Genomic DNA, 25494 nt, shown 5'->3' on the forward strand with positions numbered 1-25494 from the left:
TCCGGCGCGAGATAAAACAATACACGCCTTTGCGCCCAACGCCAAATCGGGGAATCCCCACCGCCAAAACCCCGCCAATCCACGGTTCTGGCGCGGCCGGCAAGCTTCGGTGACGCCTACTGTCCCAGCGGCATGTTGTCGATCAGGCGCACCGGACCCACCCGGGCCGCGATCAGCGCCAGGGCCTCGCCGGTGAACGGGGTCTCCAAGCAGTTGAAGGCGAGCGGCTCGAGGGTCCTCGGGTCGACAACCTCGAAGTAGTCGAGCTTCACCAGCGGCTGGCTGGCGATCATGGCCTCGGCATCCTCGACGTGCAGCGGCTCGCTCGCGTCGGCCCGACGCTTCAGCAGGAACAGCGCGCGACTGAGGACCAGCGCCGCCTCCGCCTCCTCGGCGGACAGGAACCGGTTGCGGCTGGACAGCGCCAGCCCCTCCGGGGACCGCACGATCGCCACCGACCGGATGTCGACGTCGTAGTTCAGGTCCGCGACCATGCGGCGGATGATGGCCAGCTGCTGTGCGTCCTTCTGCCCGAAGTAGGCGCGGTAGGCCACGGGCACGGCGGTGGACAGCGGCGGCTGACCGTAGTGCAGCAGCTTGGAGACCACGGCCAGCATGCCGTCGAAGTGGCCCGGCCGGGCCTCGCCCTCGAACTTCGCGCCGAGCCGGCCGCTGTCCAGCTTCACCAGCGGCGCACCGTCCGGGTACACCTCCGCCTCCTCGGGGGCGAAGACCAGGTCCGCGCCGGCGCCGGCCAGCAGTTCGACGTCGGCCTCCAGCGTGCGCGGATAGCGCAGGAAGTCCTCGCGGTCGTTGAACTGCAGCTCGTTGACGAAGACGGTGACCACAACGACGTCGTTCTCCGCCGCCGCGGTGCGCACCAGCCGCGCGTGCCCGTCGTGCAGGGCCCCCATGGTGGGTACCAGCGCCAGCTGGCGGATGGACCCGGAAACCGCGCCTTCCTCCAGCCGGCCGCGGATCGCGTCCTTCAGTTCGGCGACGGTTCGGACAACCCGCGGCGTGGTTGCCGCGGCGGGGAGGGGGGCTGCATTGCTCACGCGGAAATTCTAGGCCAGCCGCTTCCGCCGGGCGGTCGGGCCGGTGCGGACGCCGGCCGGACGGTGCCGGTCAGGCCAGCGCGTCGAGGATCGCCGCGGCCTGGGCCTCGGTGAGCAGCCCGCGGGCCAGCGCGCGCTGGGCGGTGGCCCGGGACAGCGCGCGGTAGGCCTCCCGCACGTCCACGGTGACGGCTTCGTGCTCCAGGGCGGCCCGGTGGACCAGCACGGTCCCCACATCCCCGCGGGCGACCGGGCCGGTCAGCGCGCCCTCGCCCGAGGCGAGGGCGTTCTCGAGGGAGGCCCGCATCAGCGGCCCCAGCACCCGGTCCGGCCGGTCGACGCCGACGGACGCCAGCAGCTGCGCGGCCTGTCCGGCGAGGGTGACCAGGTGGTTGGAGGCGTGCGCGAGGGCCGCGTGGTAGCGGGCGCGGTCCTCCTCCTCGATCACCGTGGACTCAGCGCCCATCTCCACCACCAGGGCCTGGGCGATCGGCAGCATCATGCGGTCGGCGGTGACCCCGAACATGCAGTCCTGCAGCCTGGCCAGGTCCAGGCTCATGCCGGTGAAGCTCATTGCCGGGTGGATCGCCAGCGGGATGGCCCCGGCTCCGCGTGCCGGGGCCAGGATTCCGGTGCCGTAGCGGCCGGCGGTGTGCACCACGATCTGGCCCTGCTGCCAGTGCCCGGCATCGGCCAGCCCCTGGACCAGCGGCCCCAGGGCGTCGTCCGGCACCGCCAGCAGCACCAGTTCGGAGCGGCGGACGATCTCCGGGATCTCCAGCAGGGGCACACCGGGCAGCAGCGCCTCGGCACGTTCCCGGGACTCCTCGGACACCGCGTGCACACCCACCACCGCATGCTCCGCGGCACGCAGGGCGGCGCCCAACACGGCGCCGACCTTGCCGGCGCCGATGACTCCGACGCCGAGGCGGCCGGGCTTAACCATGGGGATCCTCCTCCAACCAGTGGTCGCGGTCGTGGCGGTGCCGGGCCTTCGCCGCCCGGTCCGCCTGCTCAAGGAACAGTATCCGGGCCGTCTCCACATCCGCTTGGACCACCCGCGGCGACACCGGCCCCGCCGTGGTGGCCAGGCGCACGTCGCACACCCCGAACCGGCGGGCCAATGGTCCCTGCTGGAGGGCGATCCCCTGGGTGCGCTCGTGCGGAACGATCGCCAGCGCGCGGCCCAGCACCCCGGTGCGGGCGAACAGCGCGGTGTCCGTGAGCGCGAAGCCCTGCCGGCGCCAGGCCAGCGGCGCCAGGGCCCTGGCGCGGCGGGGCGTGGTGCGGAAGCCCTCGGCGTCGCCGCTGCCGTCGATGCCCGCGGTGACCAGTTCCAGCGGCCGCGACGTGCCCGGATCCGGCAGCACCACGGAGAGGACGCCGAGCACATCCGCGAAGGTGCCCACCGGCAGGACGGTGGAGCGTGCCTCGTTTCCGTTGCCGCCCGGCCCGTAGCCGGCGACGTTCACGGTGACGCGGTACCAGCCGAACGGCCGCCACAGCAGCGGACGCCGGATCTCCACCGCCTGCACCCGTCCCGGCGGGACGGTCTGGTGCCGGGTGTCCAGCAGCCCGTAGCCCATCCTCAGCCCGTCGGGGCTGGCCGCCGCCTGGAAGTTGAAGCCGTTGGAAAACCCGCTCCACAGCGCCCCGGCCGCGCCCAGCAGGAAGGGCAGCACCACCAGCGGGCTGATGGTGCGGCCATCGAGGACCGGCCGCAGCGCCAGTCCACCGAGAATCAGCACCGCGACGCTGACGGTGATCGGCCGGAAAATCAGCGATCCGACCAGCCTGCCCACCGGGACGGCCGCGACCACCCGCTCCGGCGCCTCGGGGGCGTCCGCGGCGGGCACGACGCCGGCTGCCGGCTCCGGCACGGAAGGCGCGCCGGCGGTGCCGGACGCCGCTGGGCCGAAAACATCAATGCCAGGGAAGCCGGCGCCGGGAGCCGATGCTGCCGGCCCGGAGGGTGCCGGTGCGGCGGTGCCGGCGGGTCCGGCCTGGCCGGGGCGGAGCCCTGCGGCGCGGGCCAGGATCAGGTTGCGCAGCCGCTTGGCCTCCCCCAGCCTGAGGAAGGCCAGGCTCATGGCGGTCTGTCCCGCATCGGCGACCTCGAACTTGAGCTCGGCCAGGCCGAAGATGCGCGCCAGCAGGGGCTGGACGATGTCGATGGCCTGGACCCTGTCGATCCGGGCCTGCCGCTGGCGGCGGAAGACGACCCCGCTGTTCACGTTCACGTGCTGGTCGGTCACCTGGTACTTGGTGAAGCGCCAGGAGAGGAAGAAGGCGAGCCCGACCAGCAGCAGCACGGCCCCGCCGATCATCAACAGCCAGGCGACGCCTCCGATGAACGGCATGCCCTCCATGGGCGGGGCTCCGTAGCCGCCGGGATCCTCGACGGCGAGGATGATGTCCTCAAGCCAGTTCTGGCCCCAGATCCAGGCGACGGCAAGCAGGCCGATCCAGCCGCGGACCAGCGGGGAGGCGGGGTGGACGCGGCGCCAGGGAGCCTCCTCGGCCCCGGGAAGCGGTCCGGGAACCGGGTGCGCCGGCTGGCCGGGGCTGGCCGGGCTGTCCGCCGGCAGGGAGTGGTCCGGCAGGGGGCGCCGGGGCAGGCCCGGGTCCTCCGGGTGCTGGGAGCGGTCGGGCTGCACGGTCACAGCCCCGCCAGCCGGGCTTCGCCGCGGGCTGTGAGGTTTTCGCGCAGGCGGGTGCCCTCGGCCGCGGGCAGGCCCGGAATCTCGATGGTCGCGTCGGCGGCCGCGGTGTGCAGGCGGACCTCGCACAGGCCCAGGGCCCGGGCGACGGGCCCTGCCGCCACATCCACGTATTGCATGCGCCCGTAGGGGACCACCAGGACCCTTTGGAAAAGGAGGCCGCGGCGGACCAGCAGGTCCTCGGTGCGTTCGGCGTAACCGATCGCACGGACCTGGCGCGGGATCAGGGAAAGCCGGACCAGGTCGATGGCAAACACCGTCAGCGGGAGCGCCCAGGCCAGCCACAGCGGCGGCCAGGTCCAGACCCCGGTCAGGCGCAGCACCAGCGGCACGGAGAGCACCAGGAGGGTGACCACCGTCCCGATCGCCCAGCCGACCATGCGGACTGCGGCATATTTGGGGGACACGCGGGTCCACGTGATGCCCTGCGGATCAACCGGTTCCTGCGGCATACCCTTCGTTGTCCTCCCGTTTGTGCCCGCCGGCATCCGGCGCCGAGGGGTCTTCGGGCGGAAGCTTGCAGAACTGCTCCACGACCCATCCCACAATAACCATCACCACGCCGGCCGCGATCATCACGAAGGACAGCAGGACCGCGGAACTGGTCACGCCGGCGGCAGGCAGCAGGTCGATGAGGATGCCCAGGTGCCAGCCCGCGATCAGGGCCCCGGCGTAGGCGCTGGACTGGGCGAGCACCAGGGTGCGGGCCGCCTGGATGGGGTCCAGGCGCCGCTTGAGCTTGCCCTGGCGGTAGCGCAGCACCCGCAGGCCCAGGGCCAGGGTGATCAGCACGACGGCGCCGAGGGTCAGCAGCGAGGTCCAGTGCAGCACCGGGGCGACCAGCGAATGGCTGGCCGCGTAGAGCTGCGCGATCCATCCGGCGACGGCGGTGCCCAGGCAGATGGTCAGCAGCCACATCGGGCGCAGCGCGCTCACGGCCGGCGGTCCGTCGGCTCGGCGGGATCGGTTCCGAACAGCGCCAGCCCGTCGCGGTCGGCGGCCCGGGCCGCCAGGTCGGCGACGCGGACCCCGGCAAGGGTGGCCTCGGGGTCCATCCAGGCCCACGGCTGCAGCACGAAGGCCCGTTCGGCCGCCCGCGGATGCGGCAGCGTGAGGTCCGCGGTATCCAGGGCCAAGTCCGCGTAGGCGACGATGTCCACGTCCAGCGTCCGCGGTCCCCAACGGACCTCGCGCACGCGGTGGTGCAGCTGCTCCACGGCCTGGCAGTGGCGCAGCAGGGCGTGCGGGTCCAGCACGGTTTCCACCTCGATGACCATGTTCAGGTAGTCGGGCTGGTCCGCGGGCCCGCCCACGGGCTTGGTCTGAACGATCGGGGAGGACCGCACCAGGCGGACCGCCTCCGTCCCGGTGAGGTCGGCCACGGCGCGGGCCAGCGTGTCGGAGCGCTCGCCCAGGTTGCTGCCCAGGGCCAGGACCGCGCGCACCGGATCCCCCGGCGTCGTGCTCATGACCGCTCCCGGTGGATCGAAATGGTCACGTCTCCGAAGGGGACCTCGATGGGGGCCTTCGGCTTGTGGACGGTGACGTCCACGGCCTGGACGGCGAAGCCGTCAAGCACCGCGGCGGCGATCTTCTCCGTCAGCGTCTCGATGAGGTCGTAGGGCCCGGACATGATTTCCGCCTTCACGACCTCCGCCAGTTCGCCGTAGTGGGCGGTGTCGGCGATATCGTCCGTCGCGGCCGCCCGGCGGATGTCCGTGTACAGGCAGACGTCGACGACGAACGGCTGGCCGTTGCGCTTTTCGTGCTCGAACACGCCGTGGTAGCCGGTCGCGGTGATGCCGCTGAGGGTGATGCGGTCAGGCCGCGCGCCACCTGGGCCCCCACCGACCATGCCCCCGTCCACCATGGTCAGCCCCGTCCGGCCGCGTCCGCGGCCTGGCTGGCCGGATTCGCCCAGGCGTGCGCGACCTTGATCGCGTCCATCGATCCGGCGACGTTGTGCACGCGCACGCACCACGCGCCGGCCGCCGCGGACAGCGCGGTGATCGCGGAGGTGGCGCCGTCGCGCTCGACCGGCGGCGCGGGGGTGCCGTCCTGCGCCAGCAGGGAACCCACGAAGCGCTTGCGGGAGGCTCCGATGAGCACCGGGTGGCCCAGCCCGAGCACCCGGTCGGTGGCCTTGAGCAGCTCCCAGTTGTGCTCAGGGTTCTTGGCGAAGCCCAGGCCCGGATCGATGATGATCAGCTCCCGCGGGACGCCGGCGGCGACAAAGCGGTCGCGCAGTTCGGTGAGTTCGGCGAGGACCTCGGCGACGACGTCCGTGTACTGCGCCTTGGTGGTCATGGTCTTCTGGTCGCCGCGGCGGTGCATGAGCACGTAGGGAACCTTGCGCTCGGCGATCAGCGCCGGCATGTCGGGTTCGTGGGTGAGCCCGGAGACGTCGTTGATGATGTGCGCGCCGGCGTCGAGTGCCGCGCGCGCGGTGGCGGTGTGCATGGTGTCCACCGAGACGATGGCACCCGCCTTGACCAGTGCGGCGACCACCGGGACGATCCGGGTCTGCTCGTCCTCGAGGGCGACGAAGTCCGCGCCCGGGCGGGTCGATTCGCCGCCCACGTCGATGATGTCGGCTCCCGCGGCCATCAGGCCCAGGCCGTGGCGGACGGCGTCGTCGACCTCCAGGTAGCGGCCGCCGTCGCTGAAGGAGTCCTTCGTGACGTTGAGGATGCCCATGACCAGGGTGCGGCCGGCGGGCAGGTCGGCAAGGGTCCGCGGTCCCTGCCCCGGCCGGAGGACCGGCAGCGGGAAGGTGGCCGGCCCTGTTCCCGGGATGGCTCCGAGGCTCATGGGACCTACTTTCCGAGGATGAGGCTCATGGCCTCGGCGCGCGTGGCCGGTTCGCGCAGCTGGCCGCGGACGGCGCTGGTGACGGTCTTGGCGCCCGGCTTGCGGACACCGCGCATGGACATGCACATGTGCTCGCATTCGACCACCACGATCGCCCCGCGCGGCTCCAGGTACTTCATGAGCGCATCGACGATCTGCGTGGTCAGGCGCTCCTGGACCTGGGGGCGGCGCGCGTAGAGCTCCACGAGGCGGGCCAGCTTGCTCAGCCCGGTCACCTTCCCGGCCGCGCCGGGGATGTACCCGATGTGCGCGGATCCGTGGAACGGAACCAGGTGGTGTTCGCAGGTCGAATAGAACGCGATGTCCTTGACCAGGACCAGCTCGTCGTGGCCGATGTCGAAGGTGGTGGACAGCAGGTCCGCCGGGTCCTGGTGCAGGCCGGAGAAGAACTCGGCGTAGGCCTTGGCCACCCGCTTGGGGGTGTCGGCCAAGCCCTCCCGGTCCGGGTCCTCCCCGATGGCCTCCAGGATCTCGCGCACGGCGCGTTCGATCCGGGGCAGGTCCACCTGGCCCGCGGCGGGCGGCATGTCAGTCGTTTCCTGGTCGATTTCCGTCACGGGTTCGATCCTAGCCTGCCGTCCCTTCTAGGAGAGGTCGTCCGGGGCCGCCACCGTGCGGGCGGCCGCCTCGTCGCGCTGGCGCTGCTCGATGGGGGACAGCACCGGCGGGGCCGTGTGCACCGGGCGGGACTCCTTGGAAAGCCAGACATCGCGCTCGGGACGCTTGACGATGTCGTGGAAGACCTCCGCGATTTCCTTCTGGTTCAGCGTCTCCTGCTCCAGCAGGGCCAGGGCCAGGCGGTCCAGCACGTGGCGGTTCTCGGTGAGGACGGCGTACGCCTCGTCGTGGGCGGCATCGATCAGGGCGCGCACCTCCTCGTCCACGATGCCGGCGAGGCGGTCAGAGAAGTCGCGCTCGTGGCCGGCGTCGCGGCCCAGGAACGGCTCGCCGCCGCCGGAGCCGAGCTTCACGGCGCCCACGCGCTCGCTCATGCCGTACTGGGTGACCATCTTCCGGGCGGTGCCGGTGGCCTTCTCGATGTCGTTGGAAGCGCCGGTGGACGGGTCGTGGAAGATGATTTCCTCGGCGACGCGGCCGCCCATGGCGTAGGCCAGCTGGTCCAGCAACTCGTTCCGGGTGACCGAGTACTTGTCCTCCTCGGGAACCACCATGGTGTAGCCCAGGGCGCGGCCGCGCGGCAGGATGGTGATCTTGGTGACCGGGGCGGAGTGGCGCATCGCGGCGGCCACCAAGGCGTGTCCGCCCTCGTGGTAGGCGGTGATCTTGCGCTCATGCTCCTTCATCAGGCGCGAGCGCTTCTGCGGGCCGGCCATGACGCGGTCGATTGCCTCGTCGAGGGCGCGGTCGTCGATGAGCTGGGCGTTGGAGCGCGCGGTGAGCAGCGCGGCCTCGTTGAGCACGTTGGCCAGGTCGGCGCCGGTGTAGCCCGGGGTCTTCTTGGCGACGGCGCGCAGGTCGACGTTGGAGGCCATCGGCTTGCCCTTGGAGTGCACGTTCAGGATGTGCTCGCGGCCGGCGAGGTCGGGGGCCTCCACCGGGATCTGGCGGTCGAAGCGGCCCGGGCGGAGCAGCGCCGGGTCCAGCACGTCGGGGCGGTTGGTCGCGGCGATGAGGATGACGTTGGTGTTCGCGTCGAAGCCGTCCATTTCCACCAGCAACTGGTTCAGCGTCTGTTCGCGCTCGTCGTTGCCGCCGCCCACGCCGGCACCGCGGTGGCGGCCCACCGCGTCGATCTCGTCCACGAAGATGATGGCCGGGGAGTTGTTCTTCGCCTGCTCGAACAGGTCACGCACGCGGGAGGCGCCGACGCCGACGAACATCTCCACGAAGTCGGAACCGGAAATGGAGTAGAAGGGGACGCCAGCCTCGCCGGCCACCGCCTTGGCGAGCAGGGTCTTGCCGGTGCCGGGAGGGCCATAGAGCAGGACGCCCTTGGGGATCTTCGCCCCGACGGCCTGGAACTTGCCCGGCTCCTGCAGGAACTCCTTGATCTCGTACAGCTCCTCGACGGCCTCTTCGGCGCCGGCGACGTCGGAGAAGGTCACCTGGGGCATGTCCTTGGTGATCAGCTTGGCCCGGGACTTGCCGAACTGCATGACCTTGGAGCCGCCGCCCTGGGCGCGCGAGAGCAGGAACCAGAAGAGCAGGGCGATCAGGATGAACGGGACGATCACGCTGACCAGGCTCAGGAACCAGTTGTTTTCCACCGGCTGGTCGGTGAAGGAGTCGAGGTTGGCGGTGTCGATCGCCTGGACGACGTCATCCGCGCGGGCCGTCGAGTAGTAGAAGGACACCTGCTTGCCCTTGTCCTGCCCGTCGACGACGTAGTTTTCCTTCAGGGTCAGGTCCACGCGCTGGTCGCCGTCGAAGATCTTGGCCACGGAGGCCTTGTCCTGCTGGAGCATCTGCAGGCCGATGCTGGTGTCGACGCGGCCGGTGTTGCCCGACGCGAGCGTCGGCAGGAAAATGAGCAGCGCGACGGCGCCGACCAGAACCCAGATGGCCCAGCTGTTGAGGATCTTCTTGGCTTTCATGCGTGGGGGTCCCGTCCCCCGTCCCTCCTGCTTGCGAGCGCGAACGCCCGGGCGCCCAAATGGCGCTGATCTATAAGTACACGTCCAGTAAACAAGACGCACGGGGCAAGCGTTCAGTTCCCCTTTGGGCGTAAGGATTTCCGCGGGCCGTCTCCGAGGACGCGAAAGGCCCCCGGAAACCGGGGGCCTTTCCCCGCCAGCGCGGGGCAGCAGGGTCCCTGCGTGGCGACGAAGTCGACACGAAAGGGCCTGGCCCGCGCGCTAGGAGTAGACGTGCGGGGCCAGGGTGCCGATGAAGTCCAGGTTGCGGTACCGCTCGGCGTGGTCCAAGCCGTATCCGACGACGAATTCGTTCGGGATCTCCATGCCCACGTACTTCACGTCGATCTCCACCTTGGCCGCTTCCGGCTTGCGCAGCAGCGTGCAGATTTCCACCGAGGCGGGGCCGCGGGACTGCAGGTTGGCCTTGAGCCAGGACAGCGTCAGCCCGGAGTCGATGATGTCCTCGACGATCAGGACGTGCTTGCCCATCAGGTCAGTGTCCAGGTCCTTGAGGATGCGCACGACGCCGGAAGACTGCGTTCCGGAGCCGTAGGAGGAGACGGCCATCCAGTCCATCGTCACGTGGGAGTGCAGGGCTCGGGCCAGGTCGGCCATCACCATGACGGCACCCTTGAGGACCCCAACGACCAGAATGTCGCGGTCCGCGTAGTCCTCGTCGATCTGGGCCGCAAGTTCGGCGATGCGGTCCTGGATCTGTTCCTTGGTGTAAAGGACGTGCTTGATGTCGGCGATGACGTCGTTCGAATCCACGGGGGAGCTCCTGCTGTCTACGGGTGCCCGCGCGGGCGGGCAGGGAGTGTGTGGGCTGCTCTTTCAAGAGTGCCACAGCACGGCCCCGAGTGCGGAACCGGGCGGCGCCTACCGTTCCGTCTCCCGGTCCCCCGTCCGGCCTTCCGGTGCCGTGCCCTCCAGGACGAGGGCGCGGCGGGCAGGGCCGTGCGGGCCGTCCGGGCGTTCGCGGTACGCGGCAACGTGCCCGGCCAGCTGGACGGGGCCGGCCGAACCGGCCCCGTCCACCAGGCGTTCGGCGGCCTCGATGCGTTCCAGGGTCGGGTTTTCGCCGCCGAGCCGGACGACGGCGGCGCGCAGCACCCGTCCGCGCAGGGCCGGTCCCAGCGCCCGCAGGCCGGCCAGGTCCAGGGCCAGGCACCCGGGCGCGGCGACGGGAAGGAGCAGGTCCCCGAGGGCGTCGCGTGCCAGCCGGTCAAGGTGGTCGGCGTCGGCGCGGGCCAGCGTTGCGGTGCGGGCGAGCGCCTCGGCGACGCCGGGACCGAGCGCGGCCTCGAGGACCGGCAGCACGTCGAGCCGGACGCGGTTGCGCAGTGGCCCGCGCTCCAGGTTGGTCGGGTCGGTCCAGTAGTCCAGGGCCTCGTGGGCGCAGACCGCCTCCGTCTGGGCGCGGCGCAGGCCCAGGAAGGGGCGCAGGTAGGGTCCGCGGGCGGCGGGGATTCCGGCCAGCGAACGGGTTCCCGAGCCGCGCGCCAGGCCCAGGAGCACCTGTTCGGCCTGGTCGTCCAGGGTGTGCCCCAGCAGCACGTGGTCCGCCCCGGTTTCCTCGAGCGCCTCCTCGAACGCGGCGTAGCGGGCCGCGCGGGCCTCCGCCTCGGAACCGGCGCCGCCGACGTCGGGCGCCTTCACCAGCACCGGAGACAGCCCCAGCGCGCGCACCTGCCCCGCGGCCTGGGCGGCAACGGCCGCGCTGTCCTCCTGCAGGGCGTGGTCCACCACCACGGCGCCGGCACGGAGTTCGCCCTTGCCGGCCAGGAACGCGGTGGCGGCGGCCAGCGCCAGAGAGTCCGCTCCCCCGCTGCAGGCGACCAGGACGAAGGATCCGCGCGGGACCGCCGCCCGCACGGCATTGCGGGCCGCGGCCACGGTGGCGGGAAGGTGTCCCCCCACCGGCCCTTAGCGGGCCGGGGCCGGGGAGAGCCCCATCCGGTCGATCCATTCGTCGGGGTGGTGAAGCTCGCGTTCGGTGGGCAGGTGTTCGGGGCGCTCCCAGATCACGTTGAACCGCTCCATGCCCACGCGGTCCACGATCCGCTGCACGAACTTCTGCCCGTCGGCGTACTGGCGCATCTTGGCGTCCAGGCCCAGGAGGCGGCGCACCCACTTCTCCAAGGCGCTGCGGTTCTCACCGCGCCGGTTGAAGCGCTGGCGGATGGTGCGCACGGTGGGCACGATCGAGGCATCCACCGCGTCCATGACCACGTTCGCGTGTCCCTCGAGCAGGCTCATCACCGCCGTCAGGTGGCTGAGCACCGCCTGGTCCTGGGGGTCCTTCAGCACCGCAAGCAGCCCCGGCGCCCCTTCCGCCTCCTCGCCGCCCGGGGAACCGGACGGCTTCTCGTCGGCCGCGTTGCGGGCGCCCAGCGCCTCGCGGGCCACGCCCAAGAGGCGCTCGCCGAGGCCGTCGGTGGTTTCGACCAGGCTCTCGGCGAGGCGGGAGATCTGGTCGCGCAGGTGGTCGCGCAGCCACGGCGCCGCGGCAAACTGCACCCGGTGGGTCTGTTCGTGGAGGCAGACCCAGAGGCGGAAGTCGGCGGGCTCGACGCCGAGTTCGCGCTCCACCTCGACGATGTTCGGGGCGACCAGCATCAGCCGGCCGCCGGCGGACGCGGAGGGCCGGAGCAGGCCGGAGAAGGGGTCGTACTGGCCCAGGACCTTGGAGGAGAGGAAGGCGAGGATCGCGCCCATCTCCGCTCCGGTGAGGAACCCGCTGAGGGCGACGGTCGATTCGCTCAGCTGGGAGCCCTTTTTCTCGCCCAGGCGGCGCAGCGCGGGATCGAGCAGGGCCTCGAAGCTGTGCGTGTTGGCGCGGGCCCAGCTGGCGCGGTCGACGATCAGGACCTGCGAGTCGCGCAGGTCGCGGGCCGCCTCGAGGCCGGTGATGCGGTGCACGTGGGCGACGGACGCGTCGGCGTGGCGGCGCAGGTCGGCCACGACGTCCTCACGGTCGGTGTTGGTCAGCTTCGGGCCGGCACTGCCCAGCCGAGCCGCGGCATCGGCCGCCAGCTTCCAGTTGATCAGGCGGACGGGGGGCTCCACGGCCGAGGTATCCATGGACCCATCACACCACACGGGAGGCGGTCAGCGGCACCCGCAACCGGCAAGGACGGTGGCGGCGGCATCCAGCGTGGCGCGGGCCGGCGCCAGCGAGGCGGGCACGCCTTGGGCGAAGAAGGAGAACGCGAGCACCCGCCCCTCGGAGGTCACCGCGTACCCGGTCAGGGTGGCCACGCCCGTCAGCGAACCGGTCTTGGCCCGGACCGTGCCGCTGGTGGTGGCCCCGGCGAGCCTGTCATGCAGGGTTCCGGTGGCGCCGGCGATCGGCAGCAGGTAGCTCAGCTCGCGCAGCGCGGGCGTGCCGGAGGAGGCCGCGGCCCGCAGCGTCGCGGCCAGATGTTCGGGGGAAACCCGGTTCGCGGCGGCCAGGCCGGAAGTGTCCGCGAGGACCAGGCCCGTGGTGTCGACGCCGAGCCGGCCGACGGCTTCCTTGACCGCCTCGGTGGCGCCGCCGAACGTGGCGGGTTTGCCGACCTCCAGGGCCACCAGCCGTCCGACCGCTTCGGCCACGTAGTTGTCCGATTCCTCCGCCATGTGCCGCAGCTGCTCGCGCAGCGGCGCGGATTCGACCGCGGCCAGCTCCGCGGCGCCCTCCGGCGCAGTTCCGCGCTCCACGGTGGCGGCGACCTCCAGCGGCTCGGCGGCAGCGTCCGACGGCGCTGCGGCGGCGTCCGACGGCGCCGCGCTCGCGGAGGCGTTCGGGGTGGACGGGGCGGCGGAAGGCGATGCGGTGGAGGACAAGGGCGTGGGCGGGGACGGGGAGGTGCTGGCGGAGGACGCCGCCTTCTTGGCCGCCTGCTGCTCCTTCAGTTCCTTCGCCAGCAGGGCGCGGAACGTGGTGGCCGCGGTGAGCGCCGGGTCGGCGACGCGGGGGCTGTCCGCGCCGGCGTCCTGCCGCGCCCCGTACAGCGCCAGCGGCTGCACGGCGGTGATGTTCCCGCTGGTCACCAGCGACTTGTCCCATGCCGGGTTCAGTGCGGCACCGGCGAAGAGGGTGTCGTCGAGCAGGACCTCGACCTTCCCGGAGACGGTCCGCCCGTCGCTGCCGGCCAGCAGCGCGGCCGCCGTGTCCCGGGCCAGCGTGGCCAGGCCGGCGCGCCCGTCCGCCCCGCCGCCGGATTCCCCGGCGCCCAGCAGCACGTCGCCGCCGCCGACCAGCACCACCTGGTTACCGGCGCCGCGCCGTACCACCGTGCGCAGCCTCCGGTCCGGCCCCAGTTCGGCCAGCGCGGCCGCCGCGGTGAACACCTTCAGGCTGGAGGCCGGCACCGCGGGCGTCGATCCCTGGCGCGAGTACAGTTCCTGCCCGGTCGCGACGTCGGTGACGGAGGCCTCGAAGGTGGCCCCGCCGTCGTCGTTCCCGGCGTCGCCCTTCCCGAAGGCCACGTCCAGCGTGTCCGCCAGGACCGCCGCGTCCGGCACCGGCGCGTCGGCTCCCAGCGGGGACAGCACGCTGGCCGAGGCTGAGGGGAGCGCGGGCAACGGGACCGACGCCGGCGCGGAGCCGGCCGCCCTCCACCCCGGCAGGGCGGTGGCGAGATTCACGACGACCAGCAGGACCAGCGTGCCGAGGACGGCCGCCAGGAGCGCGGAAGTGAGCGCACGCGTGCTGCGCTTCATCCCCACCTCCGAAATCGCCGTTGCCACTCCGCGCCCTATACGCTTAGGCACAACACCTTTAAGACTAGACGGCGTGTGCGCGCCCCGCGTCCGCACGCCGTCCGGCACGAAAGTCGAGGAGACTCAGATGAGCCACGACGTCACCATCGAGATTCCGTCGGGATCCCGCGTCAAGTACGAGATCGACCACGAGACCCACCGTCTGCGCCTGGATCGCGTGCTGTTCACTTCGATGCAGTACCCGACCCACTACGGCTACTTCGACGACACGCTCGGCGAGGACGGCGACCCGCTGGACGCGATGGTGTGGATCCCGGGCGTGGACCTGATCCCGGGCGTCATCGTCGAGTCCCGCCCGATCGGCGTGTTCAACATGACCGACGACGGCGGCGGAGACGCCAAGCTGCTGTGCGTGCCGACCGACAAGCGCTTCGACCACATCCAGGAGCTCGAAGACGTCGATCAGTGGCTGATCAAGGAGATCGAGCACTTCTTCACCCGCTACAAGGACCTGGAGCCCGGCAAGTGGGTCAAGGCCGAGGGCTGGGAGGACCGCGAGGCCGCCGAGGCCGAACTGCAGCGCTCGATCGAGCGTTTCGCGGCCCAGGGCTAGCGATACTTCCGGGCGCCTCGGCGCCTGATGGGCCCCGCCGTCCGGTGGCCCCGCGCGTGTTCGCACGCCGGGGCCGCCGGACGGCGGGGCCGCCGGACGGCGGGGCCTTTTGCGTTGGACGGTTCGGCATACTGGGTGCCATGTTTGTGCTCACCATCAACCAGCGGGACAGCCGGGCGGCCGGCGACCGGGTGGACGCGTTGCTGCGCGCCCTGCGCCACCTGCCCGCAGCCGTCCCGTTCCAGCGTTCGGTGGGCGATGAGGCGATCGGCGTCGTGGCGGACGCCGGCACCGCGGTGGACGCGACCCTGGCGGTGCTGCGGCTGCGCCGCTGGAATGTGGGGCTGGGGATTGGCGGCCTGGACGGCCCGCTGCCGGAGGAGATCCGGCATGCGCAGGGCCCCGGTCCGGGCCACGCCCGGCGGGCGGTGGATCGCGCGCGGCGCATGGGCGACCGCGTGCCGCTGGCCGTCGAGGGGGCTGAGCCGCAGCTGGCGTCCGAGGCCGAAGCCGTGCTGCGCCTGCTGGGCCAGATCGTCGCGAGCCGCACGGAGGCGGAGTGGGCCGTGCTGGACCTGATGACCCCCGGCGTGCGCGGGCAGCAGAAGCCGGTCGCCACGGAACTGGGCATCACCGCCCAGGCGGTCTCGAAGGCGGTGCTGCGCTCGCAGTGGAACGAGGAGTGGGCCTGCCGCCCCGCGGCGGCGCGGCTGCTGGACCTGGCGGCGGTTCCGGGCGCGCCCGGCAGGGACCGGTAGGCGCGCGTGCCGGCCGGACACATACCGGAACTGACCGCGCCGGACCAAGCTCCAGGCTGCCCCTAGACTCTAGTCAGCCGCGGATTTTCGCCGCTCCCCCGCCGGGGGCCATCCAGCTTGAGGAGACCGCCGTGACCGTTCCCGCAATCAATTTCTGGGCCGTCATCGTGGCCACGCTGTCCACGATGGTGGTCGGTTCCATCTGGTACATGCCCAAGGTGTTCGGCAACTACTGGATGCGCACCGCCAAGGTCACCCCGTCCGGAGACGCGAAGTCCGCCGTCGGTCCGCTCCTGGTGACGCTTGTGGTCAGCTTCATCAGCGCGTGGGTGCTGGCCGGCTGCGCCGCGATCGCCCAGGATTTCTACGGCGGCAGTTTCCTGGCCAACACGCTCATCACCGGCGTCATCCTGTGGGCCGGCTTCACCGCCGCCCGCTTCATCACCCATGACGCGTTCGAGGGCCGCCCGGTGGGCCTTACGGTGCTGAACTGCGCGCACGAACTCGTCACCGTGCTGGTGATGTGCCTGGTGATCGGCCTGTTCGGGATCTAGCGGGTTGGCGCCGGCCACTGCCGGCATGCGTCTGGACCTGTCCCCTCCGCACCCTTCCCCGACCGACCAAGGATGGATCGATGGCTCCCACCGGCCCTGGGCGCGGCCTCATCGATGGAGAGACCTCCGTCGCTAAGGGAAGCTCCCATCGCGCGCGGAAACGGCGGCTGGAACGCCCGCCCCGGTGGCGGCACCTGCTGGCCCGCCTGCTGGACACCGCGGCGGTCCTGGCGCTGGGCATTCCGGTGTTGGTGGCCGCCGCCGGGCCATTGCTGGAACGTTTCCCCGGCGCGTTCGATCTCACCGACGGGGCGGAATCCGCCGCCGTCCTCGTGCCCCTTTCCCTGATGTGGTGCGGCCTCCTCTTCGCCTACGGCGCCCTGTGTGGCACGACGGGCGGCTTGGGCGACCGGCTGTGCGGGATCCGGGCCGTGCGCATCGAGGACGGGATCCGGCCCGGGCCGTGGCGCGGGGGTCTGCGCGCGGTGCTGTGGTCCTTCGTTCCGGCCGTGGTCCTGATCGCGTTGCTGAGCTTCTTCGACGACGCCCCGACCGGCTCCAGCGGCGACTTCGTCGGATTCAGCTACCGGGTCATCGACGTGCGGAAGGGCCGTCGCCGGTCCCGGAAGTTAGCGCACTCCGCTGGCCGCACTCACCCGGCGCCCTAGAAAAGGCTCCGCAGCACATACGTCAACCCGCTGCGACGCGACACCCCGCCCATGGCTTCTTCGCTTTCGGTTGAGGCACGGGCCTGACTGGAAGAATGCGGCCATGAGCATACGGAATTGCGCGGCATGAGCGGCACGTGGGCGCTGGTCCTCCCCGACGCGAATGAATGGCGCGCGTTGCCTCGGCGCACTCCGGCCTGGCGCCAGATGCTAGTTGCCTGGCTGATAGGGGCCGTCACAACAGGGGCGGCTTTCGTAGGAGACCGCGCGTGGGAGACCTTGGACGATGACGCGTGGGAGGGTCAGTTCCGGCTCATCGACATGCTCGGACTCTCGGGACTTTATCTCGCCGTGGCTTTCACGTTCGGGGGTTGGCTTCTCCGGCGTGTGGCCGCTGTCGCGGCCCCCTTGGTGCTGGGATATGCGGCGGTACCGCACACGCTCGACGGGTATGCGTCCGCCCCGGTTTGGTGGATCGGAGCCGCCGCCGCTGCCCTCTGGGCGCTGTTACAAGCCGTCGTGTCCGTTCGACAGGTGCGGGCCGTCCGTGCCTTGGCCGGCCGGTCGGGCACCGGCCGGACAACCAACCTCGGAGCGGCGACCCTCTCGGCAGTGAGCGGCGCCGTGCGGCGCAGCGTCTATTGGGCGCTCGGACTCAGCGCCGCAGCCGTCGTGGGATGGATCGCGGCCTACGCGGTCTTGGCCACCGAGTTGGGGCGCACTTATGAGGAGCTGGGAGACAGTTCGTGCTCCGACGTGCTGGCCGCGGCCGCGATGGCCGCGAGCATCCTGGCCCTCAGCCAATGGCTGCACTGCGGGTGGCGGGCTGTTGCCCGCGCCGCCGTGGGTGACGTCATTTGGCAGGTTCCCTCCGGGGGCGGTCCGGTTTCCGACCTGTTGTCGCCCCTCGAAGGAGAAGCCGGGATGCTTCCGTTCAAGCAGGCGCGGACCACTACCGGGTGCAGTTGCGTTGAGGAGTTCCTGCGGTCGGACCCGGACGAGGACGAGGAGTTCCTTGAGCACGATGGGGTGCCCGCCGCGCAATACTGCGCGGCCCATGGCATCGACCAGATCAGCTCCCTCACGGCGGAGCAATTCAGTTCGCGGGCTGCCACCCCTTGGTTCTGGGACGCCAACTCACCCGAACCGGTGCCCGCCCAGCCGGACGCCGACAGATCCGTGCTGGTCGGCTTTGCCGGCCATGCGTTCACGGGGTTGCCCGCCCGCTTCAAGAGCGGACTGGTCGAGGTCGATCGCGGCCGAGGCTTCCTGGCCGAGGAACGCGAAGCCGGCGACGAAGGACTTGACGAAGACCGGCCGCAGCGGCCGCTGGGAGGCGTCATCGACTTCATCGACCTGCGCCCGGCAGGGCTGGCGGGCCATGCGATCCGCTACCGCCACGGCAGGGCCTGGTTCGACGCCGGTAACCGCCCCAACGCTTCGGATCATTCCCTATAGAAGGACGTAGGTCCAAGGGAGCCGGACGCCGGCGCAAGGGCGCCCCTAGGCGGTAACCAGCACGTCCGCCGCGCTGTCCATGTGCGCCTTGATGACGCTGGCGGCCAGGCCGGCGTCGGCCGAGGCAATGGCGTCCACGATCTCGCTGTGGCGTTCAACGCTCATGTTCTTGACGCCGCGTTCCATGCCGCCCCACATGATCGACATGCGGATGCTGCCTTCGAGCTGTTCCCAGGCGTGCAGCAGGGGGTCGTTGCCGGTCAGCCGGCACAGCATGCGGTGGAATTCGAGGTCGGCCTCGATGCCGCGTTCGATGCCGTGCTTGGCTTCCTCGCCCATGTGATCCAGGGCGGCGCGCAGTTCGGCGATGGCGGCGCTGCGGTCTTCGATCAGGCAGAGCAGCTGGGCGGCGAGGGTCTCGAGCGCGGCGCGGACGGCGAAGATGTCCCGGATCTCCTTGGCGTCGAGGTTCCGGACGGCAAGCCTGCCGCGGGCGCCGGCCGAAACCAGCCCCTCCTGCTGGAGCTGGCGGAGCGCCTCGCGGAGCGTTCCCCGGCTGATGTTGAGCCGCTCGGAGAGTTCCGTCTCGACCAGGTGCTTGCCCGGCGGAATCTCCCCGGTGGTGATCGCCCGGCGCAGAGCCATGAGGGCCTGCTGCCGCAGGCTGGTTTTCTCGAGTCCCAGCAAGGACACCGCTTCCACGGCCATGGCTTCCCGCTTTCCGCATCCGGTGTTGACGGTCGACAACTACATGTTCACTTCCAATCCTAAGCCCAGCACGGGGCCCGCGCCGCGGCGCGGGCCCCAAGAGCCGGGTCAGAGTTCGCCCAGGACCTTCTCCACGATGCGGTTCACGGACAGGCCGTAGCGGTCGTGCAGGGTGGGCAGCGCGCCGGCGTGGAGGAACTCGTCCGGCAGGCCGATCGGCACCACGCGCTTGTTGACTCCGGCCCGGACGACGGCGGAGGCCACGGTCTCGAAGAGCCCGCCGACGACGGAGTGGTTTTCGAGGGTCACCGCCAGCCGGTCGGTGTTGATCTCGGCCAGGACGGTCTCGGCGTCGAACGGCTTGATCGTGGGCGTGTGGACGACGGCGACGTCCACGTTGTGCTTGGCCAGTTCCTTGGCTGCCGAAAGGGCCCGCATGGTCATGAGCCCGCTGGAGACGAAGACGACGTCGTTGCCGCCGCGAAGCACCTTGGCCTTGCCCAGTTCGAACGTGTAGCCGTACTCGTCCAGCACGGTGGGCACGTTGCCGCGCAGCAGGCGCAGGTAGGTGGGGCCTTCGCTGGCTGCCAACTGGGGCACAGCCTGCTCGATGTCCACCGAGTCGCAGGGGTCCACGATCGTCAGGTTGGGCATGCCGCGGAAGATCGCGATGTCTTCGGTCGCCTGGTGGCTGGGCCCGTAGCCGGTGGTGAGCCCGGGCAGCCCGCCGACGATGTTGACGTTCAGGTTCGGCTCCGCGGCGTCCAGGCACAGGAAGTCGTAGGCGCGGCGGGCGGCGAAGACGGAGTAGGTCGAGGCGAACGGGACCAGGCCGGTCTGGGCCATGCCGGCGGCGGCGCCGAACAGGAGCTGTTCGGCCATGCCCATCTGGAAGAACCGTTCCGGGAAGGCCTGCGCGAAGATGTGCATGTCGGTGTACTTGCCGAGGTCTGCGGTGAGCCCAACGATCGCCGGGTTCTCCTCGGCCGCCCGGACCAGGGCGTGCCCGAAGGGGGCCGGGGCCGTCTTCTGGCCGGGGTCGGCGAAGGAGGCGATCATGGCCGAGGTCTTCAGCTTGGGCTGGGCCCCGGCGGTGGAAGTGGTGGTCACTTGGTCGCTCCTTCGTGTCCCGCGGTGAGTTGCTCGCGGCAGGTCTGCCATTCGTTTTCGTCGATGCGCATGAAGTGCGCCTTCTCGCGGGTTTCCAGCAGCGGGACCCCGCGGCCGATGCGCGTGTCGCACAGGACGACGGAGGGGCGGCCCTGGTTTTCTGCCTCCCGGGCGGCGGCGTCGAAGGCCGCCAGCAGCTGACCGACGTCGTTGCCGTCCACCCGCTGGACGAACCAGCCGCACGCGGCCCACTTGTCGGGAACGGGCTCGGTGCGCAGCACGGTCTCGGTCTTTCCGTCGGCCTGCAGGGCGTTGATGTCGACCATGACGGTCAGGTTCCCGAGGCCGTGGTGGTGCGCGCCCATGGCGGCCTCCCAGGTGGAGCCCTCGTCGAGCTCGCCGTCGGACATGAAGTTGAAGACGCGCGCCGAGGACCCCTGGTGGCGCAGACCCAGGGCCGTGCCCACCGCGATGGTCAGCCCGTGGCCGAGCGAGCCTCCGGAGATCTCCATGCCCGGCGTGTAGGTGGACATGCCGGACATGGGGAGCCGGGAGTCGTCGGATCCGTAGGTTTCGAGCTCTTCGACCGGGACGATGCCGGCCTCCGCGAGGGCCGCGTAGTGGCCGATGGCGTAGTGGCCGGTGGAGAGCAGGAACCGGTCGCGCCCGTCCCAGTCGGGGTCCTCGGGCCGGTACTCCAGCTGGTCGGCGTAGACGGTGGCGAACATGTCGGCGGCGCCCAGGGCCTGGCCGACGTAGCCCTGCCCCTGGACCTCGCCCATGTTCAGCACATCGTGGCGCATGCGGTAGGCGAATTCCTCGACGCGGTGGCGTCGTTCGGGGGCCAGCTCCCCGGACCGGGTGCTGAGCGTGGTGGTTTCCATGGAATGTCCTTCGGTTGGGAGTGCGGAGGGGGTCATGCGGCGACGTTGTGGTTGGCCTCGGCCCGCTCCGCCTCGTCGGCGATCCGGCGCTCGGCCGGCCCCCACGTTTCGCGGGTCACCAGGGCGGCCCAGAGGCCGATGGCCGCGTAGAAGCTGAAGAGCAGTGCCGGGCCCATCCAGCCGAAGGCAATGAACAGCAGCGTGGTGACGAAGGGGGTGAACCCGGAGACCATGGCGGAGATCTGGTAGGCCAGCGATGCGCCGGAGGAACGGGTCTTGGCCTGGAAGAGCTCAGGGAACCAGGCCCCCTGGGCGCCGGCCAGGGAGTTCTGGCACACGGCGTAGGAGATCACGAGCGTGGCGATGATGAAGAGGAACAGGCCGGTGTTGACCAGCAGGAACATCGGGATGCCGAAGAGCACCGCGAACGCCGTCGAGTAGAGGTAGACGGTGCGGCGGCCGATCCTGTCCGTCAGCGAGGCCCAGCCCATGGTGGCGAAGATGCCGATGCCGGAGGCGATGCAAAGCGCGATCAGGGTCTCGGTCTTGTTGGCGAGCTCCGCGGTGTGCAGGTAGGAGATCATGTAGGTGACCGAGACGGCGTAGCCGGCGGTCTCGGCGATGCGCAGGCCGATGCCGCGCACGATGGACCGCCAGTCCTCGCGGATGACCTGGGTGATCGGCGACTTCACGATCTGGCCGGACTTCTTGACGTCCTCGAAGACCGGGGACTCGGGGACCTTGGCGCGGATGATCAGTCCGACGGCGACCAGCACGATGCTGGCCAGGAACGGGATGCGCCAGGCCCACTCGTTGCCCAACTGGACGCTGAAGAGGAAGACCAGGTTCGCCAGCAGCAGCCCCACGGGGAACCCGGCCTGCACGATGCCCGTGTACTTGCCCTTCTTCTTCCACGGGGCGTGCTCGTAGCTCATGAGGATCGCGCCGCCCCATTCGGCCCCGAAGGCCAATCCTTGGACGATGCGCACGATCACCAGAAGGGCAGGGGCCCACAGGCCGACCTGCGCGTACGTCGGCAGCAGGCCGATCGCGAACGTGGCCAGACCCATGATGATCAGGGAGGCCACCAGCACTGGCTTGCGGCCCACCTTGTCGCCGAGGTGACCGCCGATAATGCCACCCAGCGGCCTCGCCGCGAAGCCGACGCCGAGGGTCGCGAAGGCCGCGAGCGTTCCGGTCAGCGGGTCCGCCCCCGGGAAGAACGCCGTGCCGAAGTACAGCGCCGCGGCCGTACCGAAGCCGATGAAGTCGTAGGTCTCAATCACGGCGCCCACGCCGGATCCCACCGCCACACGGCGGGCGTCCTTGGTGCCGTGGACCGGGCCGCGCATCTCGAGGCTCTGAGTGGTCATGTCTCTCCCTTTCGGAAACCACCGGCACCGTGGGGCGGCTCCGGCAGTGTTGACAGTCAACAGGTTATGCCAATCAGTGTGATCGGCGCCACCCTTCACTGTCAACAGTCAACCTCAAATTATGTTGCCCGTTGACTGTCAACAGTAGACAGGGATATGGTGGCATGCATCACACCCCAACTTCCGGCGTTCTGGCGGACGGACTTCCGTGCCGGGCCAGGCGGTCTTCCCTGAAGGAGAAATCATGAACAGCATCCAGCGCACCGCGGTCGTCACCGGCGCCACCTCGGACAAGGGCATCGGCATGGCCGTGGCACGGCGCTACGCCCGGGAGGGCTGGGCCGTGGTGGTCCTCGATCTCGATGGCGAGAAATCGGCCAAGGTCGCCGCCGAGATCGGCGCGGACTTCGACGTCCCGTCCTTCGGGCACGCCATCGACGTGGCCGACGAGGCCTCCGTCGCCGCAGCCCACGCGACCGTCCAGGCGGAGGTTGCCGCCGGCAGCCTCCCGCCCGTCGGGGCGCTGGCGAACATCGCTGGCATCACCTCGCCGGTGCCGTTCCTGGAAACCACCCTGGACATCTGGAACAAGGTCATGGCCGTCAACGCGACGGGAACCTACCTGGTCACGAAGGCCTTCCTGCCCGGGATGATCGAGAACGGGTGGGGGCGCATCGTCAACATGTCCTCCGTCTCCGCCCAGCGCGGCGGCGGCGTCTTCGGCAAGGTCCCCTACTCCTCCGCCAAGGCCGCGATCCTGGGCTTCACCAAGGCGCTGGCCCGCGAACTCGAGGACAGCGGAGTGACCGTCAACGCCGTCACACCCGGTGCCGTCGACACCAACATCCGCGTCGGCTCGACCGCCGAAACCGAGGCCGCCATCACCCGCGACATCCCGCTGGGCCGCACCGCCACCACCGAGGAAGTGGCCGCGGTCATCACCTTCCTCTCCAGCGAGGACGCCTCCTACCTCACCGGCGGCACCCTGGACATCAACGGCGGCAGCCACCTCCACTGACCCGGGCACCGCAGGACCCCCGCATAGCCCGTCCCGGCCGCCGATCGGCGGCCGCCCCCAAAGGCGCCGGTTCCCCCACCACCGTGAGGGAGCCGGCGCCTTTCCGGCGGAACCGGTAACCCCGCTGGGCGGGGTTCCCATCCATGGCTCGGGGCAGCGGTGCCCTAGTACTGTGTGTCCCATGGGCGCCGACGCACTCCGGAAGCCCCGTGGCGCACGGGAAGTCAAGGCCGTGGAAGCGGCAGCGGACCGGGCGTTCTTCATCCTGGGAGGTGTTGCGGCGCTCTGGCTGGCGGCCGTCCTGCTCCGGGACAGCCTCCAGTGGAGCCGCGTCTGGTTCCTGCTGGTCTTCTGGCTGGTGCTGGCCTACCTCGCCCTGCCCCGGCTGAACCGGGTCCTGACCCGGATCTACCTGCCCGACTACTTCGTGGGCCGGGCCAGGACCAGCGACGGCCTGCTGGGCGACCCCGTCAACCTCGCCCTGTTGGGGGATGCGGACCGGATCCACTGCACGATGCGCCGGGCGGGATGGACCCGCGCGGACGAGCTGGGCTGGACCAGCAGTTGGCGAATCGTCACGGCCACCCTGCTGCGCAAAAGCTACGGCAGCGCCCCGGTCAGCCCGCTGTTCCTCTTCGGGCGGCAACAGGATTTCGCCTACGAGCAGGAGGTCGACGGCAGCCCCGGCAAGCGCCACCACATCCGCTTCTGGAGCTGTCCGCCCGGCTGGATGCTGCCGGGCGGAATACCCGTGGACTGGCTGGCCGCGGGAACGTACGACAGGTCGGTGGGGCTTTCCCTCTTCACCCTGCAAGTCACCCACAAGGTCGCGGAAAGCATCGACGCGGAACGGGACCATGTGCTCGCATCCCTGCAAAATGCCGAACCGGGCGTGCCGATCCGGACCATCCGCGATTTTTCGACCGGTTACCACTCGCGCAACGGCGGCGGGGACACGATCGAGACCGACGGGAACCTGCCGATCGTTGACCTGCAGCCCTTCCCCGTTCCGGCGGGGCAACCCACGGAGCCGGGCTCCAGGAGCGCCCGGCGCCCCGCGCCAGTTGTTTTCGGTTCCCTCCTCGTCGCCGGCCGGGGCCTGGCGGCCCTCGCGCTGGCCGGCGGGGTGCTGGCCCCGGGCGACCGCCCGCTGGAGGTGTCCCTTGGCCTTCCCTCCGGGATGGCCGAGGCCTTGGAAGGACTGCTGGTGCCGGCCACCGTGGTTGTTGCCGCCTTCGGCGCAGGAGAACTGCTGCTGGCTTGGCTCATCTTCAACGGCCGCAATTGGGCGCGGATCACGGCGATGGCCCTGAGCGCCGCGGCCATCATCCTCCAAGCCACTGCCGTGCTGAACGGAGCGGCACTGCCCGGCTTCGGGGACAACCTTGTGGGTTTCTCCCTGGACGTCCTGCTGCTCATCGCCCTCTCGAGCCAGCGGGCCCGAGCCTTTGCGCACCGGCGCACCCGGCAGCCGGGCGGTACCCTCGCCCAGCCGTCGGAGCCTCCCCGCCCTCGCTAGAGGAGGCTGCGCAGCACGTGCGCCAGCCCGTCCCCCTCAACGGGGGCCGTCACCTCGTCCGCGGCGGCCTTGACCTCCTCGGGGGCCTGGCCCATGGCGACGCCGCGGGCCGCCCACTGCAGCATCTCGATGTCGTTGCGGCCGTCGCCCACCGCGACGGTGTTCTCCGGGTCGATCTCCAGGTGCGCCCGCAGCGCCTCGACGCCGCTGGCCTTGGAGATGCCCTCGGCGGCGATGTCCAGCCACGCCGTCCATCCCACGGAGTAGGTCACCCCGTGCAGGCCGATCGTTTTCACGGCCTCGCCGAATTCCTCGGCGGTGGAGTCGGTGGAAAAGACCACCAGGCGCACCGCGATCGATTCCATCAGGCGCTCGAAGTCGACACCTTGGGCGACCACCCCGAAGCTGGCGTCCTGGAAGCGTTCGGTGGACAGGAAGTTCCCGTCCACGTCCTCCAAGGCGTACTTGGCGGCCGGCAGGACCTCGCGCAGGGCCTCCAGCGCCGGGGCCGGGTCGAAGGTCTGGCGGTCGATGACCTCGTAGCCGTCGGGCAGGGTGGAATCCACGCGCAGCGTCACGCCGCCGTTGCAGCACACCGCGTAGCCGCGCTCGATGCCGAGCAGTTCCACCACCGGGAGCGTCGCGCCCAGCGAGCGGCCAGTGGAGACGACCACTTCGTGGCCGGCGGCAACCACCGCGCGGGCGGCTTCCTTGACGGCCGTGGACATGTGGCCGTCGTGGTTCACGAGTGTGCCGTCAACGTCCAGGCACACCATCTTGAGGTTCGGGTTTTCCTGCCGGTCTTCGATGCCGGCGCTCATTGTGAGTGTCATCCACCTAGTGAACCACTCCAGCCCCAAGTTGGGCATGGGCAAAAT

General features: G+C 70.7%; 26 protein-coding genes. 7 read left to right on the forward strand and 19 right to left on the reverse strand.

Going from position 1 to position 25494, the window contains the following annotated elements; translation table 11 throughout:
* Nucleotides 1-116: 116 nt before the first annotated feature.
* From panC to dacB, 14 genes are all read right to left on the reverse strand, one after another.
* The gene (gene panC, locus ABD912_RS18530) at nt 117-1058 is read right to left on the reverse strand and encodes a pantoate--beta-alanine ligase (RefSeq protein ID WP_345153189.1); all 942 of its coding nucleotides are present in this window, start codon (nt 1056-1058) and stop codon (nt 117-119) included.
* 70 nt (nt 1059-1128) lie between these two features.
* Complete coding sequence (locus ABD912_RS18535) at nt 1129-2004, reverse strand: Rossmann-like and DUF2520 domain-containing protein (RefSeq protein WP_345153190.1); 876 nt, start codon at nt 2002-2004, stop codon at nt 1129-1131.
* On the reverse strand, nt 1997-3721 hold the full coding sequence (locus ABD912_RS18540; protein WP_345153191.1) for a PH domain-containing protein: 1725 nt from the start codon (nt 3719-3721) through the stop codon (nt 1997-1999). Before ABD912_RS18540 ends, ABD912_RS18535 begins: the two co-directional genes overlap by 8 nt.
* Nucleotides 3718-4230, reverse strand: a complete 513-nt coding sequence (locus ABD912_RS18545) for a PH domain-containing protein (protein ID WP_345153192.1) — start codon at nt 4228-4230, stop codon at nt 3718-3720. Before ABD912_RS18545 ends, ABD912_RS18540 begins: the two co-directional genes overlap by 4 nt.
* A complete protein-coding gene (locus ABD912_RS18550) occupies nt 4211-4714 on the reverse strand; it encodes a DUF3180 domain-containing protein (RefSeq protein WP_345153194.1) in 504 nt (167 codons plus the stop codon). The genes ABD912_RS18545 and ABD912_RS18550 overlap by 20 nt, the downstream gene beginning before the upstream one ends.
* On the reverse strand, nt 4711-5247 hold the full coding sequence (gene folK / locus ABD912_RS18555) for a 2-amino-4-hydroxy-6-hydroxymethyldihydropteridine diphosphokinase (protein ID WP_345153195.1): 537 nt from the start codon (nt 5245-5247) through the stop codon (nt 4711-4713). Before folK ends, ABD912_RS18550 begins: the two co-directional genes overlap by 4 nt.
* Nucleotides 5244-5648 carry a dihydroneopterin aldolase gene (gene folB / locus ABD912_RS18560; protein ID WP_345153197.1) on the reverse strand — a complete coding sequence of 135 codons (405 nt, stop codon included), beginning with the start codon at nt 5646-5648 and terminating at the stop codon, nt 5244-5246. The genes folK and folB overlap by 4 nt, the downstream gene beginning before the upstream one ends.
* A 2-nt stretch (nt 5649-5650) precedes the next feature.
* Nucleotides 5651-6589, reverse strand: a complete 939-nt coding sequence (gene folP / locus ABD912_RS18565; RefSeq protein WP_345153199.1) for a dihydropteroate synthase — start codon at nt 6587-6589, stop codon at nt 5651-5653.
* A 5-nt stretch (nt 6590-6594) separates the two neighbouring features.
* Nucleotides 6595-7176: a GTP cyclohydrolase I FolE gene (gene folE / locus ABD912_RS18570; protein ID WP_345153497.1), complete on the reverse strand. Its 582-nt coding sequence runs from the start codon at nt 7174-7176 to the stop codon at nt 6595-6597.
* Nucleotides 7177-7233: 57 nt separating this feature from the next.
* Nucleotides 7234-9204 (reverse strand): ATP-dependent zinc metalloprotease FtsH, encoded by a 1971-nt coding sequence (ftsH, locus tag ABD912_RS18575; protein ID WP_345153201.1) that lies wholly within the window; start codon nt 9202-9204, stop codon nt 7234-7236.
* A 261-nt stretch (nt 9205-9465) separates the two neighbouring features.
* Nucleotides 9466-10017 (reverse strand): hypoxanthine phosphoribosyltransferase, encoded by a 552-nt coding sequence (gene hpt, locus ABD912_RS18580; RefSeq protein ID WP_345153204.1) that lies wholly within the window; start codon nt 10015-10017, stop codon nt 9466-9468.
* 108 nt (nt 10018-10125) lie between these two features.
* Entirely contained in the window at nt 10126-11166 is a 1041-nt protein-coding gene (tilS, locus tag ABD912_RS18585) for a tRNA lysidine(34) synthetase TilS (protein WP_345153206.1), read from the reverse strand.
* A gap of 6 nt (nt 11167-11172) precedes the next feature.
* Nucleotides 11173-12330, reverse strand: coding sequence for a zinc-dependent metalloprotease (locus ABD912_RS18590; RefSeq protein WP_345153207.1), 1158 nt, complete (start codon nt 12328-12330; stop codon nt 11173-11175).
* Between the two features lie 27 nt (nt 12331-12357).
* Entirely contained in the window at nt 12358-13953 is a 1596-nt protein-coding gene (gene dacB, locus ABD912_RS18595; RefSeq protein ID WP_345153209.1) for a D-alanyl-D-alanine carboxypeptidase/D-alanyl-D-alanine endopeptidase, read from the reverse strand.
* A gap of 127 nt (nt 13954-14080) precedes the next feature.
* On the opposite strand from dacB, the gene ABD912_RS18600 reads away from it, so the two are divergent.
* From ABD912_RS18600 to ABD912_RS18620, 5 genes are all read left to right on the forward strand, one after another.
* The gene (locus tag ABD912_RS18600; RefSeq protein ID WP_345153211.1) at nt 14081-14566 is read left to right on the forward strand and encodes an inorganic diphosphatase; all 486 of its coding nucleotides are present in this window, start codon (nt 14081-14083) and stop codon (nt 14564-14566) included.
* 140 nt (nt 14567-14706) lie between these two features.
* On the forward strand, nt 14707-15324 hold the full coding sequence (locus ABD912_RS18605) for a hypothetical protein (protein ID WP_345153214.1): 618 nt from the start codon (nt 14707-14709) through the stop codon (nt 15322-15324).
* 131 nt (nt 15325-15455) lie between these two features.
* Nucleotides 15456-15878, forward strand: coding sequence for a DUF1761 domain-containing protein (locus tag ABD912_RS18610; protein WP_345153216.1), 423 nt, complete (start codon nt 15456-15458; stop codon nt 15876-15878).
* An 80-nt stretch (nt 15879-15958) separates the two neighbouring features.
* Nucleotides 15959-16546 (forward strand): RDD family protein, encoded by a 588-nt coding sequence (locus ABD912_RS18615; RefSeq protein ID WP_345153217.1) that lies wholly within the window; start codon nt 15959-15961, stop codon nt 16544-16546.
* Nucleotides 16547-16672: 126 nt separating this feature from the next.
* Nucleotides 16673-18004 (forward strand): hypothetical protein, encoded by a 1332-nt coding sequence (locus tag ABD912_RS18620; RefSeq protein WP_345153219.1) that lies wholly within the window; start codon nt 16673-16675, stop codon nt 18002-18004.
* A gap of 45 nt (nt 18005-18049) precedes the next feature.
* Here ABD912_RS18620 and ABD912_RS18625 read toward each other — a convergent pair whose 3' ends face one another.
* The 4 genes from ABD912_RS18625 to ABD912_RS18640 form a co-directional block, all read right to left on the reverse strand.
* Complete coding sequence (locus tag ABD912_RS18625) at nt 18050-18712, reverse strand: GntR family transcriptional regulator (RefSeq protein WP_345153221.1); 663 nt, start codon at nt 18710-18712, stop codon at nt 18050-18052.
* A 108-nt stretch (nt 18713-18820) separates the two neighbouring features.
* A complete protein-coding gene (locus ABD912_RS18630) occupies nt 18821-19771 on the reverse strand; it encodes a transketolase family protein (RefSeq protein ID WP_345153499.1) in 951 nt (316 codons plus the stop codon).
* A gap of 47 nt (nt 19772-19818) precedes the next feature.
* Complete coding sequence (locus tag ABD912_RS18635) at nt 19819-20706, reverse strand: transketolase (RefSeq protein WP_345153224.1); 888 nt, start codon at nt 20704-20706, stop codon at nt 19819-19821.
* A 32-nt stretch (nt 20707-20738) separates the two neighbouring features.
* Nucleotides 20739-22079, reverse strand: a complete 1341-nt coding sequence (locus ABD912_RS18640) for an MFS transporter (protein WP_345153226.1) — start codon at nt 22077-22079, stop codon at nt 20739-20741.
* 244 nt (nt 22080-22323) lie between these two features.
* On the opposite strand from ABD912_RS18640, the gene ABD912_RS18645 reads away from it, so the two are divergent.
* Together ABD912_RS18645 and ABD912_RS18650 are read left to right on the forward strand one after the other, a co-directional pair.
* On the forward strand, nt 22324-23097 hold the full coding sequence (locus tag ABD912_RS18645) for an SDR family NAD(P)-dependent oxidoreductase (RefSeq protein WP_345153228.1): 774 nt from the start codon (nt 22324-22326) through the stop codon (nt 23095-23097).
* Nucleotides 23098-23278: 181 nt separating this feature from the next.
* Nucleotides 23279-24616, forward strand: a complete 1338-nt coding sequence (locus ABD912_RS18650; RefSeq protein WP_345153230.1) for an LssY C-terminal domain-containing protein — start codon at nt 23279-23281, stop codon at nt 24614-24616.
* Here the strand turns inward: ABD912_RS18650 and ABD912_RS18655 are convergent.
* Nucleotides 24613-25449: an HAD family hydrolase gene (locus ABD912_RS18655; RefSeq protein ID WP_345153231.1), complete on the reverse strand. Its 837-nt coding sequence runs from the start codon at nt 25447-25449 to the stop codon at nt 24613-24615. The two genes, ABD912_RS18650 and ABD912_RS18655, sit on opposite strands and share 4 nt — an antisense overlap.
* Nucleotides 25450-25494 lie beyond the last annotated feature (45 nt).

Origin of the sequence: Arthrobacter ginkgonis (genome assembly GCF_039540195.1) — a bacterium.
GTDB classification, from domain to species: Bacteria; Actinomycetota; Actinomycetes; order Actinomycetales; family Micrococcaceae; genus Zafaria; species Zafaria ginkgonis.

What these genes read in the sequence shown, in the direction of transcription:
- ABD912_RS18535 (WP_345153190.1), bottom strand. Translation starts at nt 2,004, where the DNA reads ATGGTTAAGCCCGGCCGCCTCGGCGTCGGAGTCATCGGCGCCGGCAAG.
- ABD912_RS18545 (WP_345153192.1), bottom strand. Translation starts at nt 4,230, where the DNA reads ATGCCGCAGGAACCGGTTGATCCGCAGGGCATCACGTGGACCCGCGTG.
- folK (WP_345153195.1), bottom strand. Translation starts at nt 5,247, where the DNA reads ATGAGCACGACGCCGGGGGATCCGGTGCGCGCGGTCCTGGCCCTGGGC.
- folB (WP_345153197.1), bottom strand. Translation starts at nt 5,648, where the DNA reads ATGGTGGACGGGGGCATGGTCGGTGGGGGCCCAGGTGGCGCGCGGCCT.
- folP (WP_345153199.1), bottom strand. Translation starts at nt 6,589, where the DNA reads ATGAGCCTCGGAGCCATCCCGGGAACAGGGCCGGCCACCTTCCCGCTG.
- folE (WP_345153497.1), bottom strand. Translation starts at nt 7,176, where the DNA reads ATGCCGCCCGCCGCGGGCCAGGTGGACCTGCCCCGGATCGAACGCGCC.
- ftsH (WP_345153201.1), bottom strand. Translation starts at nt 9,204, where the DNA reads ATGAAAGCCAAGAAGATCCTCAACAGCTGGGCCATCTGGGTTCTGGTC.
- ABD912_RS18590 (WP_345153207.1), bottom strand. Translation starts at nt 12,330, where the DNA reads ATGGATACCTCGGCCGTGGAGCCCCCCGTCCGCCTGATCAACTGGAAG.
- dacB (WP_345153209.1), bottom strand. Translation starts at nt 13,953, where the DNA reads ATGAAGCGCAGCACGCGTGCGCTCACTTCCGCGCTCCTGGCGGCCGTC.
- ABD912_RS18600 (WP_345153211.1), top strand. Translation starts at nt 14,081, where the DNA reads ATGAGCCACGACGTCACCATCGAGATTCCGTCGGGATCCCGCGTCAAG.
- ABD912_RS18605 (WP_345153214.1), top strand. Translation starts at nt 14,707, where the DNA reads ATGTTTGTGCTCACCATCAACCAGCGGGACAGCCGGGCGGCCGGCGAC.
- ABD912_RS18615 (WP_345153217.1), top strand. Translation starts at nt 15,959, where the DNA reads ATGGCTCCCACCGGCCCTGGGCGCGGCCTCATCGATGGAGAGACCTCC.
- ABD912_RS18620 (WP_345153219.1), top strand. Translation starts at nt 16,673, where the DNA reads ATGAGCGGCACGTGGGCGCTGGTCCTCCCCGACGCGAATGAATGGCGC.
- ABD912_RS18625 (WP_345153221.1), bottom strand. Translation starts at nt 18,712, where the DNA reads ATGGCCGTGGAAGCGGTGTCCTTGCTGGGACTCGAGAAAACCAGCCTG.
- ABD912_RS18630 (WP_345153499.1), bottom strand. Translation starts at nt 19,771, where the DNA reads ATGATCGCCTCCTTCGCCGACCCCGGCCAGAAGACGGCCCCGGCCCCC.
- ABD912_RS18635 (WP_345153224.1), bottom strand. Translation starts at nt 20,706, where the DNA reads ATGGAAACCACCACGCTCAGCACCCGGTCCGGGGAGCTGGCCCCCGAA.
- ABD912_RS18640 (WP_345153226.1), bottom strand. Translation starts at nt 22,079, where the DNA reads ATGACCACTCAGAGCCTCGAGATGCGCGGCCCGGTCCACGGCACCAAG.
- ABD912_RS18645 (WP_345153228.1), top strand. Translation starts at nt 22,324, where the DNA reads ATGAACAGCATCCAGCGCACCGCGGTCGTCACCGGCGCCACCTCGGAC.
- ABD912_RS18650 (WP_345153230.1), top strand. Translation starts at nt 23,279, where the DNA reads ATGGGCGCCGACGCACTCCGGAAGCCCCGTGGCGCACGGGAAGTCAAG.
- ABD912_RS18655 (WP_345153231.1), bottom strand. Translation starts at nt 25,449, where the DNA reads ATGACACTCACAATGAGCGCCGGCATCGAAGACCGGCAGGAAAACCCG.